Below are 12,689 nucleotides of genomic sequence, written 5' to 3'. Positions count from 1 at the left end.
CTTAGTCTCCTAAAACCTTGAAGGTGTTGAGAAGTTCAAACTCAGACAAGGCCTTCAAAGCTTCTGTAATATTTTCAAGCTGTGACTTGTTGATTTTATGAGTGATGATAACGACACGAGCTTTGCCTTCTTGCTTGCCATCTTGAAGGATTTGCTTGAAGGAAATATCTTCTGCATTAAAGAGTTCAGCCAATTTCAAGACTTGACCTTTTGAATCTGGTGCCAAGATTGAGAAATAGTAGTTGGCTTTGACATCTTCTGGCTGAGCCAAAACAAGGTCACGATGGTATTCGTTAAAGGCTTTTCCAATGGTACCGTCATTCAAGCGACGAACGATACGAACGATATCGGCTACGACACTCGTCGCAGTTGGTTTTTGTCCTGCACCAGGTCCATAGTACATAGATTCGCCGATCCCGATAGACTCTACAAAGACTGCGTTCATAACACCATTGACACTTGCAAGTGGATGAGCTTTAGGAAGGAAGGTTGGAGTAACCTCAGCAGCGATTCCAGAAGCTGTTTCTTCGATAGAACCTACCAACTTAACCACATACCCAAGATCTTGAGCAACTGCTACATCCTCTGGAGTGATATTGCGAATCCCTTGATGGGCCACATCTTCAAATTTGACATTCATCCCAAAAGCAAACTGGCTGAGGATAACCATCTTATAGGCTGCATCAATCCCATCAACGTCATTAGTTGGATCACTTTCAGCAAAGCCAAGTCGTTGGGCTTCAGCAAGGGCATCTGCATAAGACCAGCCTTCTTCTACCATTTTGGTCATCATGAAGTTAGATGTTCCATTGACAACACCAAGAACACGTGTGATTTTGTCTGATGCTAGCGAGTTAACCAAGGTACGAAGGATTGGAATTCCTCCCGCAACAGCTGCTTCATAGTAAAGAGCAACATTATGAGCTTTGGCAATCTCAAGCAATTCAGAACCATGGACAGCTAAAAGGTCCTTGTTGGCTGTCACGACGTGTTTCCCTGCTTCTAATGCACGAGTGATAAATGTTTTAGCAGGCTCGATACGTCCCATCAACTCAACAACGATAGTGATGTCTTTGTCTGACAAGATTTCATCGATATTTGTTACAAAATTAAAATCATTTCCTTCCTCAAGCAAGCGTGCTTTCTCTTCATCGTCTTTGACCAAAACCTTGGCTACTTCAATTTCTGAATGTGCTGCTTGAACAATTTTTTCTCCATTTTCCTTTAGTAAGAATGGTACACCACTGGCTACTGTACCAAATCCAAGTAAAGCAATCTTAACTGACATATTTGTCTCCTCGAAATTTTCTAATAGTCCTATTATACCAAAATTGTGAGAAAATTCCTACCATTCTGAATTAAAAATAGGAGCGTCAAATCATAAAAAAGTCTGCCCTGATACAACCTAGGACAGACTCTATTTTCAATCTATTTTACAAAGACCATTTCCTTGTCACTAGACAAGTCTTCTCGATAGTGGAAACCTGCAAAGCTGAGCTTTTTGATTTCTTCTACAGAAGTCACCTGATTTTCCATCAAGGCTGTTAAGAAAGCACCTCTAGCTTTTTTTGAAATGGTTGAGTGGACTTTAAGTTTTCCATCTCTGTCTTCCATAAACTTAAAGGTCACCATTTGCTCGCGAACCTCTTTAGGGAAGACAGTTTCAAATTCCGAAGACAAGAGTGAAAAGATTAGTTCTTCACCCTTCACCGACTCTTCATAAGCTGACTGCCAGTGACTTTTCAGGCTTTTCCCAGCGATTTTAAGCTTCATCAAAAAGTCCAGTCTGTGAGGTGCAATCGGTGCAAAGGCTGGAATCACACCGTAAAGAGCTGACGTTATCATGAGGTGTTTCTCCAGATAGGCTTGTTCAGCCTTGGTTAGATTGTCCCGTTTGATGTTACGATACATAAGTCCATCAAAGAGTTGCAAAGCAGGATAAGAGTTTGCAGTTCCATTTTTTAAAGCTTGGATGCGTTCATACTCTTCTTGTGCTTTTTCAGCAGAAATTTTGTAAAAAGTCTCTAGTTCTTGGACCGAGTATGTTGCTAACTCCTCTAGTATAGCCTGACTTTCAGGACGCAAGGGATTTGCATCTAAACTAGGGATTTCAGTGTTCATTTCTTTTGCAGTTGGGATTAGAATTTTCATAGTCTTAGTGTAGCATATTTTCCTATGACTACCAAGGATTTGAGCCTAAATAATACGACCTTCTAAATGATCGAGTTCATGCTGACAGATCTGAGCCGGAAAACCTGTCAGGGTAATGGTCTGTTCTTTCCAATGAACATCTCTATAGGATACGGTAATTTTTTCATACCGAGTTGTCGGTCTTACACCCGTCAGAGACAAACATCCTTCCTCGGTCTCGTAAGGCCCTTCAAAAGACTTGAGAACGGGATTAAACATAACCATGGGAATCATGCCAATATTAAAAATAATCACGCGCTTTTGCACTCCAATCATATTGGCCGCTAGTCCAACACAGGTTTCACGATTTGCCAGCAAGGTATCTTGCAAATCCTTTGCTAGAGGCAAATCCTCCTGACTCGCAGGCTGGGATACTTGCGATAAAAACATCATATCTTTTACAATTTTCTTTTCCAACTACTATTCCTCCACCTTTATCATTCTACTTGATTATAGCATAAAATGCTCAGTCAGTTTATCTTTATATAAAAGCAAAAAGCCATCCGAAGATGACTTTTCATAGTGCTTAAATAGCGTTTTTATCTTTTCCGAGTGCTCGTTGGATTGCTTTAACAATCTCAACAAGGACAACAATCATTAGTGCTCCTACAGCGACCACCATCCATTGAGTCAAGCTCAAGTGTGACACGTGGAATAGATTATTAAATCCAGGAACCAAAATTGTCACCACAAAGAAGACGAAGGCAACTGGGATAGACCAGTTAAAGGTCTTGTTCGTAAAGAGTCCCACTTTAAAGATTGATTGGTAAACAGACTTGACGTTAAAGGCATGGAGCAATTGGATCAAACCAAGAGTTGCAAAGGCCATTGTAAGGGCATCTGCGTGGATTTCACTTTGAACTTGATGCTCTGGGAAGAGAATTGCCCAACCATAAACACCAAGAACCAGCATGGTTTGGAAGATACCTTGATACATGATAGCTCCGAAGACACCACCATCAAAGAAGTTAGACTTACGTCCACGAGGTTTGTGGGTCATCACGCCTGGCTCAGCTGGTTCAACACCAAGAGCGATGGCTGGAAGAGTATCTGTTACCAAGTTAATCCAGAGAAGATGCACTGGTTGCAACACATCCCAACCAAATAGGGTTGCAAAGAAGATGGTGAAGACTTCAGCCATATTGGCAGACAAGAGGTATTGGATAGATTTTTGGATATTTGAGAAGACCTTACGTCCTTCTTCAACCGCTACGATAATGGTTGCGAAGTTGTCATCTGCAAGGACCATATCAGAAGCTCCCTTAGAAACCTCTGTACCTGTAATCCCCATACCGATACCGATATCAGCTGTCTTAAGTGATGGTGCGTCGTTAACCCCATCACCAGTCATGGCAACAACTTTACCTTCTTTTTGCCATGCTTTCACGATACGAACCTTGTGTTCAGGTGATACACGAGCGTAAACAGAGTATTGCTTGAAGACCTTTTGGAATTCTTCATCAGAGAGTTCATTCAACTCAGCTCCTGTGAAGACATGGTCTTCTGTATCATTTGGATCGATAATTCCAAGACGTTTGGCAATGGCTTCTGCTGTATCTTGGTGGTCACCAGTGATCATGATTGGACGGATACCTGCTTCCTTAGCGACACGGACAGCTTCTGCAGCTTCTGGACGCTCAGGGTCAATCATGCCGACCAAACCTGAGAAGATGAGGTCAGACTCAACAATTTCAGATTCCAAGGTTGGGATTTCGTTGCTTGTCTTATAAGCCATCATCAAGACACGAAGGGCTTGTTTAGCCAAGTCTTTGTTGGTAGCAAGGATAGCTTGTTTGTCTTCTTCTGTGATTGGACGAACTTTCCCATTTACTTCAATACGAGTCACACGTTTGAGCAATTGGTCAGGGGCACCCTTAACAGCGATAAAGTAAGTACCGTCTGCTTCCTTATGGATCGTAGACATAAGTTTACGTTCTGAGTCAAATGGCAATTCTGCCACACGTGGCTCATTCTTCAAAACTTCACGAACGTCAAAGTTGTGGTCCAAACCAAACTGTACAAGAGCTGTCTCCGTTGGGTCACCAATCAATTTACCAGATGGGTCCACCTTTGTATCATTGGCAAAGTTCATGATACGAAGGGTATTGTTACTAGCAGCAATCTCAGCTGCTGAGCTTTGCAATTGACCGTTAGTATAGACTTTTTCAACAGTCATTTGGTTCATAGTCAAGGTACCTGTTTTATCAGATGCGATGATTTCTGTTGAACCAAGTGTTTCAACTGCTGGTAATTTACGAACAATCGAATTACGTTTGGCAAGGGTTGTTGTTCCCAAAGATAGAACGATGGTTACAATGGCAGGGAGTCCTTCTGGAATCGCAGCAACCGCAAGAGCAACCGCAACCATCAAGCCTTCTAACGGATGTTCTCCACGAACGAAGACACCAACCAAGAAAGTGATAATCGCAATCACAACGATTAAGTAAGTCAAGGCTTTAGATAATTGTTCCAAGCTTTGCTTCAACGGTGTTTCTGTCTCATCGGCATTAGCCAACATATCTGCAATCTTACCAACTTCAGTATACATACCAGTGTTAGTCACGACACCAATACCACGACCGTAAGTTACGTTTGAGTTTTGGTAACCCATATTAACGCGGTCCCCAATACCAGCATCTGCTTCTACTACTTGAGTAATATCTTTTTCAACTGGTACAGATTCACCAGTGAGGGCAGCTTCTTCAATTTTAAGAGACGCCGCTTCAAGCAAACGCATATCGGCAGGCACCACATCTCCAGCTTCTAGCAAGACGATGTCCCCAGGTACCAATTCTTTTGAGTCAATTTCAATGACATGACCATCACGACGAACACGGGCCATCGGGCTAGACATATTTTTCAATGCTTCAATTGCTGCTTCTGCTTGACCTTCTTGGTAAACACCAAAGGCTGCATTCAAGACAACTACGGCCAAGATGATAATGGCATCTGTTAAACCGTCCATTCCTTCTGTAATGACAGAAAGTGCCGCTGCTGCTAGCAAGATGATGATCATCAAATCCTTAAATTGATCAAGGAATTTAGCTAGTAGGCTACGTTTTTCGCCCTCTTCTAACTCATTTCGACCATAAGTCGCTAAGCGTTCTTGAGCTTGAGCAGTTGACAAACCTTCAACAGATGAGTCCAGATTCTTTAGGACTTCCTCAGAAGATTGTGTGTAAAACAAATCTTTATTTTGTTCTTTTGACAAAACAGTCTCCTCCTTTTTGGCCTCTTTTTACAAAAAAAGAGACCTGTTTTTTAAAAAAACAAGTCTCGCTGTTTAATATAGTGCCGGAAATAATTCGTAATGACGACACTATCGCGGTTAACCGCCAGCTACTCCCTTGAGTAGTTCTATTATATCAGAATTTCAAAAGTTTTCAAGCCTTGAGGTGGGGTTAACTTACTTCCCACATTTGAATTTTCCTTGGAAAACCAGTATAATAAAAGAATACTAAAATGCTAGAAGGGGAGTTAGATGAATCAATCGGTTTCAAACTTAAAATTAGCTGAGCGTGGTGCCATTATCAGCATTTTGACCTATCTATTCTTATCTGCAGCTAAGCTAGCGACCGGACACCTCCTTCATTCATCCAGTTTGGTAGCTGATGGTTTTAATAACGTTTCAGATATCGTTGGAAATGTAGCCCTTCTAATCGGGATTCGTTTGGCTCGCCAACCGGCAGATCGGGACCATCGCTTCGGTCACTGGAAAATCGAGGACTTGGCAAGTCTCATCACTTCCATCATCATGTTTTACGTTGGTTTTGACGTTCTACGCGATACCATCCAAAAGATACTCAGCCGAGAGCAAACAGTCATTGATCCACTTGGGGCGACGTTGGGAGTCATCTCTGCCATCATCATGTTTGCCGTTTATCTCTACAATACCCATCTGAGTAAGCAAGCTAAATCAAAGGCCCTCAAGGCAGCCGCTAAGGATAATTTATCAGATGCCGTAACATCTCTTGGAACTTCTATTGCTATCCTGGCTAGTAGCTTCAACTATCCAATCGTGGATAAGTTGGTCGCGATTATCATCACCTTCTTTATCCTTAAAACTGCTTATGACATTTTTATTGAATCATCCTTCAGTCTTTCTGACGGCTTTGATGAGCACTTGCTGGAAGATTACCAAAAAGCTATCATGGAAATTCCTAAGATTAGCAAGGTCAAATCTCAAAGGGGTCGTACCTACGGAAGCAATATTTATCTAGACATTACACTTGAGATGAACCCAGACCTCTCTGTTTTCGAGAGCCACGAAATTGCGGACCAGGTTGAATCTATGTTATCAGAACGATTTGGTGTCTTTGATACTGACATTCATATCGAACCAGCCCCAATCCCTGAGGATGAAATTCTTGATAATGTCTATAAAAAATTGCTCATGAGAGAGCAACTAATTGACCAAGGAAATCAATTGGAAGAATTACTGGCTGAAGATTTCATTTATATTCGCCAAGACGGACTAGAACTAGACAAGGAAGCCTATAAGGAGGAAAAAGAATTAACCTCTGCTATCAAGGAGCTTCACTTGACATCCATTAGTCAAAAGACAAAACTCATCCGCTATCAGGTTGGTGACACCATCCATACAAGTATCTGGCGCAGACATGAAACTTGGCAAAATATATTCCATCAGGAAACGAAAATTGAAAAAGACTAAAGAAAGAGGCCGGGACAAATCCCGACCTCATTTTTTATGCTTATTTTGCTACGCTCTTAGCAAGAACGAAGTTTCCAAGTGTAGCTGAACCATTACCTGCAACAGCTGGTGTTACGATATAGTCACGCACATCGGGAACTGGTAGGTAACCATTGAGCAAGGATGTGAATTTCTCACGCACACGGTCAAGCATGTGTTGTTGGGCCATAACCCCACCACCAAATACGATAACGTCTGGACGGAAGGTTACAGTTGCGTTTACAGCTGCTTGAGCGATATAGTAGGCTTGAACATCCCATACAGAACTGTTGAGTTCGATGTTTTCACCACGAATTCCTGTACGAGCTTCTAAGCTTGGACCAGCTGCAAAACCTTCTAAACATCCCTTGTGGAAAGGACAAACTCCGTTAAATTCTTTCTCCTCATCCATTGGGTGTTTTGCTACATAGTAGTGACCCATCTCAGGGTGTCCAACACCACCAATAAATTCACCACGTTGGATAACTCCTGCACCGATACCTGTACCGATTGTGTAGTAAACCAAGTTTTCGATTCGTCCACCTGCGTTATTACGCGCTACTACTTCACCGTAGGCAGAACTGTTTACGTCTGTTGTGAAATACATTGGCACGTTTAGAGCGCGACGGAGAGCACCAAGTAAGTCAACATTCGCCCAGTGAGGTTTTGGTGTAGTTGTGATAAAACCGTAAGTTTTTGAATTTTTGTCGATATCAATTGGACCAAATGAACCAATTGCAAGACCTGCAAGATTATCAAATTTTGAAAAGAACTCGATAGTTTTATCGATTGTCTCGATAGGAGTTGTTGTTGGGAATTGTGTTTTCTCTACAATGTTAAAGTTTTCATCACCGACAGCACAGACAAATTTTGTACCGCCCGCTTCCAAGCTTCCATATAATTTTGTCATGATAAACCTCTAGTTTTTATTTTCTCTATTATAGCATATTTCAAGGAGGAAAGTTGCTCTATATTTTAGTTTTTCCTCTGTAAATTTTAAGATTCAATCAAAAACGAACAAACATGACATTTGTTCGTTTCTTTGTTTTATTAAGCTTTAACTTCGATGATTGCATCACCTTTAGCAACTGATCCAGAAGCAACTGGATTTACTGAAGCAAAGTCTGCAGTGTTTGTCACGATAACCATTGTTGTGTTATCAAGGCCTGCAGCAGCAATCTTAGCTGAGTCAAATGTTCCAAGAACATCTCCAGCTTTAACCTTGTCACCTTGAGCAACTTTTTGGTCGAAACCTTCACCGTTCATTGAAACAGTATCGATACCCACGTGGATCAAGATTTCAGCTCCGTTTGCAGTTTTCAAACCATAAGCATGTCCTGTTGGGAAGACGATTGTCACTTCAGCATCAGCTGGTGCATAAACAACATCTTGACTAGGTTTTACAGCGATACCTTGTCCCATAGCTCCACTTGAGAAGACTGGGTCATTAACGTCTGAAAGAGCAACTACGTCACCAACGATTGGTGTTTGGATGACACCTTCGCTAGGTGCAACAACAGTACCAGTTACTGCTTCGTCAGCCAAACGTTCAGTTGTAGCTTCTGAAGCCACTTCTGCTTCATCTTCATAACCAAACATGTAAGTAAGAGCAAAACCAAGAGCGAATGATACAGCTACCATAAGAAGGTATTGTGGAAGTTGTCCGTTACCAATGTAAAGCATTGTACCAGGAATGATTGTGATACCATTACCAGTACCAGCAAGACCAAGGATTGAAGCAAGTCCACCACCGACTGCACCAGCGATTAATGAAAGGAAGAATGGTTTACGGAAACGCAAGTTAACCCCGAAGATAGCAGGCTCAGTAATACCTAGGAAGGCAGAAAGAGCAGCTGGGAAAGCAAGTGTTTTAAGTTTAGGATTTTTAGTTTTCACACCAACGGCTACTGTTGCAGCACCTTGAGCAGTCATGGCAGCTGTGATGATAGCGTTGAATGGGTTAACATGGTCAGCAGCAAGCAATTGAACTTCAAGCAAGTTGAAGATGTGGTGAACACCTGATACAACGATAACTTGGTGAACTCCACCAATCAAGAAACCACCTAGACCGAATGGCAAGTTAAGGATAGCTTTTGTTCCAAGAAGGATATAGTTTTCAACAACGTGGAAGACTGGTCCGATCACAAACAAACCAAGAATTGACATTACGAGGAGTGTTACGAATGGTGTTACCAAGAGGTCAAGAACATCTGGAACAACTTTACGAACAGCTTTTTCAAACTTAGCTCCGACAACCCCGATGATGAAGGCTGGAAGAACTGAACCTTGCAAACCAACAACTGGGATAAATCCGAAGAAGTTCATAGCAGTTACTTCACCACCAGAAGCAACAGCCCAGGCATTTGGAAGTGAACCTGAAACGAGCATCATACCAAGAACGATACCAACAGCTGGGTTACCACCAAATACACGGAAGGTTGACCAAACAACCAAACCTGGCAAGATAATGAAGGCTGTGTCAGTCAAGATTTGAGTGTAAGTTGTAACATCTTCTGGAAGTGTCATTCCAAGAGCATTCAAGAGTCCACGAACACCCATGAAGAGACCAGTTGCTACAATAACTGGAATGATTGGTACGAAAACATCACCGAAAGTACGGATGGCACGTTGGAACCAATTTCCTTGTTTAGCAGCTTCTGCCTTCATCTCATCCTTAGATGATGTTGGCAAGCCAAGAGCTACGACTTCATCGTACATCTTGTTTACTGTACCTGTACCAAAGATGATTTGGTATTGACCTGAGTTAAAGAAAGCACCTTGAACTTTTTCCAAGCTCTCGATAGCATCTTTGTTAATTTTCGCTTCATCTTTAACCATAACGCGAAGACGAGTCGCACAGTGAGCTACACTATTAACGTTCTCACGTCCACCTAAGGCTTCGATGACTTTTTTTGCAATTTCTGTATTCGTCATTTGCAAAAATCTCCTTATAAAAAATTTGTAAAATGTTTGAAAGCGATTTTATCCGCCCTACGAATATTATTCTATCACGTTTAAAAAATATGTCAAGCGTTTTGCAGAAAAAATTTTGCTAATTTTTATTTTTTGATTGTTTTTGCTATTTTTTTCATCAATACAGCAATAAATACCCTATAAACTCAAGGTTTTTACTTTTAAATTTTCAAAAACTTTCATATTTTCATTATTTTTCATAAAATAGTGCTTCTACATTCTGTCAAACGTTTGACATTTTTTTCGTTAATTTAGTGTAAAAGACTTGCTTTTTTATAAGGAAACGTTTACTATAAAGATAGTAGAATTTTATGGAGGAAATAGAAATGGAATGGACTACTGAACGTCGTTACAGACGTTACGAAGATTGGACACAAGAAGAAAGAAAAGAAATCCAAGAAAAGATGGCGCAATCCCCATGGCATGTCAGCTATCACATTGAACCAAAGGAAGGACTTCTCAACGATCCAAACGGTTTTTCTTATTTTGATGGTAAGTGGATTGTCTTTTACCAAAACTTCCCCTTTGGTGCAGCTCACGGCTTGAAATCTTGGGTTCAACTTGAGAGTGACGATTTGGTGCACTTTACTGAAACAGGTGTAAAAATCTTGCCTGATACTCCACTGGATAGCCACGGCGCTTACTCTGGATCTGCTATGCAGTTTGGTGATCAGTTATTCCTTTTTTATACAGGAAATGTCCGTGATGAAAATTGGGTTCGCCACCCTTATCAGATTGGTGCCTTGATGGATAAGGATGGAAATATTAAAAAGATTGATAAGATCTTGATTGATCAGCCTGCTGATGCTACTGACCACTTCCGCGATCCACAGATTTTTAACTTTAAAGGACAATACTACGCAATCGTTGGTGGTCAAGACTTGGAGAAAAAAGGTTTTGTTCGTCTCTACAAAGCTATCAACAATGATTATACAAACTGGCAAGAAGTTGGTGATCTTGACTTTGCCAATGACCGTACTGCCTATATGATGGAGTGCCCGAACCTCGTCTTTGTTGGAGAACAGCCTGTCCTTCTCTACTGCCCACAAGGTTTGGATAAAAAGGTTCTTGACTATGACAACATCTATCCAAATATGTATAAAATCGGTGCTTCCTTTGATCCTGAAAATGCACGTATGGTAGATGTGTCTGAACTACACAACCTCGATTATGGATTTGAAGCATACGCTACTCAAGCCTTCAATGATCCCGATGGACGTGCCTTGGCAGTTAGCTGGCTTGGTTTACCAGATGTTTCTTATCCATCTGATCGCTTTGATCACCAAGGAACTTTCTCATTGGTCAAAGAATTAACCATTAAAGATGGCAGACTCTATCAGTATCCTGTAGCTGCTATCAAAGAACTCCGTGCTTCAGAAGAGGAATTTTCAAATCGTTCTGAAACCAAGAACACCTACGAACTTGAACTGAACTTAGAGTCTAATAGCCAAAGTGAAATTGTTCTTCTTGCTGATAAAGAAGGTAAGGGACTCTCTATCAATTTCGACCTTGTCAAGGGTCAAGTTACTGTTGACCGCAGTCAAGCAGGTGAGCAATATGCTCAAGAATTTGGAACTACTCGCTCATGTTCAATCGACAACCAAGCTACTACTGTAAATATCTTCATCGATAATTCAGTCTTTGAAATTTTCATCAATAAAGGAGAAAAAGTATTTTCTGGTCGCGTCTTCCCTCATGAAGATCAAAATGGAATCTTCATTAAATCTGGAAACCCAACTGGAACTTACTACGAATTAGAATATGGTCGCAAAACTAACTGATGTCGCAAAATTAGCTGGCGTCAGCCCTACTACTGTTTCACGTGTCATCAATAAAAAAGGCTATCTGTCTGAAAAAACCATTCAAAAAGTCAATGAGGCCATGCGAGAGTTAGGCTATAAACCCAACAACCTTGCTCGTAGCCTCCAAGGGAAATCAGCCAAGTTAATCGGTTTGATTTTCCCAAAAATTAGCCATGTTTTCTATGCTGAATTGATTGACAAATTGGAACACGAACTCTTCAAAAAAGGCTACAAGACGATCATCTGCAATAGTGAGCACGATTCGGAAAAAGAACGTGAGTATCTTGAAATGCTAGAAGCCAACCAAGTAGATGGTATTATCTCTGGCAGTCATAACTTGGGGATTGAAGACTACAATCGCGTTACGGCTCCAATCATTTCTTTTGACCGAAACCTATCACCGGACATTCCTGTCGTTTCCTCTGATAACTATGCTGGCGGAGTCCTTGCAGCTCAAACCTTAGCTAAAACTGGAGCCAAGTCTGTTATTATGATTACAGGTAATGACAACTCCAATTCACCAACTGGACTTCGGCATGCAGGCTTTGCCTCTATCTTTCCAAAAGCTCCCATCATCAATATTTCCAGTGACTTTTCACCCCTCCGCAAGGAAATGGAAATCAAAAGTATCCTGACCAAACAAAAACCAGATGCTATTTTCGCATCGGATGATTTGACTGCCATCTTGGTAATGAAGATTGCTCAGGAACTTGGTATCTCTGTTCCAGAACAACTTAAGGTTATTGGTTATGATGGAACTTATTTTATCGAGAATTTCTATCCTCACCTCACTACCATTAAACAACCTTTGGAAGAAATTGCTCGCCTGACAGTTGATTTACTACTCCAAAAAATCGAGGGAAAAGAAGTTGCCACGACTGGTTATTTCTTACCAGTTAGTCTCTTACCAGGTAAAAGTATTTAATACTCTTCGAAAATCTCTTCAAACCACGTCAGCTTCCATCTGCAACCTCAAAACAGTGTTTTGAGCAACCTGCGGCTAACTTCCTAGTTTGTTCTTTGATTTTCATTGA

Annotated in this window: 9 protein-coding genes; 3 read left to right on the top strand and 6 right to left on the bottom strand. The window is 41.2% G+C overall.

The features are described 5' to 3' along the window. Position 1 precedes the first annotated feature (1 nt). From QM460_RS05500 to QM460_RS05485, 4 genes are all read right to left on the bottom strand, one after another. Positions 2–1,288: a homoserine dehydrogenase gene (locus tag QM460_RS05500; protein WP_414289472.1), complete on the bottom strand. Its 1,287-nt coding sequence runs from the start codon at positions 1,286–1,288 to the stop codon at positions 2–4. Between the two features lie 140 nt (positions 1,289–1,428). After that, entirely contained in the window at positions 1,429–2,151 is a 723-nt protein-coding gene (yaaA, locus tag QM460_RS05495) for a peroxide stress protein YaaA (protein WP_414274000.1), read from the bottom strand. A 45-nt stretch (positions 2,152–2,196) separates the two neighbouring features. Then, positions 2,197–2,607 carry a peptide deformylase gene (locus tag QM460_RS05490; RefSeq protein ID WP_414289471.1) on the bottom strand — a complete coding sequence of 137 codons (411 nt, stop codon included), beginning with the start codon at positions 2,605–2,607 and terminating at the stop codon, positions 2,197–2,199. A 109-nt stretch (positions 2,608–2,716) separates the two neighbouring features. Next, positions 2,717–5,401 (bottom strand): cation-translocating P-type ATPase, encoded by a 2,685-nt coding sequence (locus tag QM460_RS05485; protein WP_414289470.1) that lies wholly within the window; start codon positions 5,399–5,401, stop codon positions 2,717–2,719. Positions 5,402–5,671: 270 nt separating this feature from the next. Between QM460_RS05485 and QM460_RS05480 the strand changes: the two genes are divergently transcribed. Further along, entirely contained in the window at positions 5,672–6,862 is a 1,191-nt protein-coding gene (locus QM460_RS05480; protein ID WP_414289469.1) for a cation diffusion facilitator family transporter, read from the top strand. Positions 6,863–6,902: 40 nt separating this feature from the next. On the opposite strand, the gene scrK is transcribed toward QM460_RS05480, so the two are convergent. Together scrK and QM460_RS05470 are read right to left on the bottom strand one after the other, a co-directional pair. After that, complete coding sequence (gene scrK, locus QM460_RS05475) at positions 6,903–7,790, bottom strand: fructokinase ScrK (protein WP_075228182.1); 888 nt, start codon at positions 7,788–7,790, stop codon at positions 6,903–6,905. 140 nt (positions 7,791–7,930) lie between these two features. After that, complete coding sequence (locus QM460_RS05470) at positions 7,931–9,814, bottom strand: sucrose-specific PTS transporter subunit IIBC (protein WP_414289468.1); 1,884 nt, start codon at positions 9,812–9,814, stop codon at positions 7,931–7,933. A gap of 365 nt (positions 9,815–10,179) precedes the next feature. Here QM460_RS05470 and QM460_RS05465 point away from each other — a divergent pair, with 365 nt between their 5' ends. After that, positions 10,180–11,634 (top strand): sucrose-6-phosphate hydrolase, encoded by a 1,455-nt coding sequence (locus QM460_RS05465; protein ID WP_414289467.1) that lies wholly within the window; start codon positions 10,180–10,182, stop codon positions 11,632–11,634. Next, on the top strand, positions 11,615–12,580 hold the full coding sequence (locus QM460_RS05460) for a LacI family DNA-binding transcriptional regulator (protein WP_000225981.1): 966 nt from the start codon (positions 11,615–11,617) through the stop codon (positions 12,578–12,580). Before QM460_RS05465 ends, QM460_RS05460 begins: the two co-directional genes overlap by 20 nt. Positions 12,581–12,689: the final 109 nt, after the last annotated feature.

The organism is Streptococcus infantis (genome assembly GCF_047464415.1).
GTDB lineage: Bacteria > Bacillota > Bacilli > Lactobacillales > Streptococcaceae > Streptococcus > Streptococcus infantis_AE.
Note: the sequence above shows the minus strand (reverse complement) of the source record. Positions and strands in the feature narration are given on the sequence as shown.

Excerpts from the sequence above, each read along its gene's own strand:
- QM460_RS05500 (WP_414289472.1), bottom strand. The coding sequence starts at position 1,288 with ATGTCAGTTAAGATTGCTTTACTTGGATTTGGTACAGTAGCCAGTGGT.
- QM460_RS05460 (WP_000225981.1), top strand. The coding sequence starts at position 11,615 with ATGGTCGCAAAACTAACTGATGTCGCAAAATTAGCTGGCGTCAGCCCT.
- scrK (WP_075228182.1), bottom strand. The coding sequence starts at position 7,790 with ATGACAAAATTATATGGAAGCTTGGAAGCGGGCGGTACAAAATTTGTC.
- QM460_RS05470 (WP_414289468.1), bottom strand. The coding sequence starts at position 9,814 with ATGACGAATACAGAAATTGCAAAAAAAGTCATCGAAGCCTTAGGTGGA.
- QM460_RS05465 (WP_414289467.1), top strand. The coding sequence starts at position 10,180 with ATGGAATGGACTACTGAACGTCGTTACAGACGTTACGAAGATTGGACA.
- QM460_RS05480 (WP_414289469.1), top strand. The coding sequence starts at position 5,672 with ATGAATCAATCGGTTTCAAACTTAAAATTAGCTGAGCGTGGTGCCATT.
- yaaA (WP_414274000.1), bottom strand. The coding sequence starts at position 2,151 with ATGAAAATTCTAATCCCAACTGCAAAAGAAATGAACACTGAAATCCCT.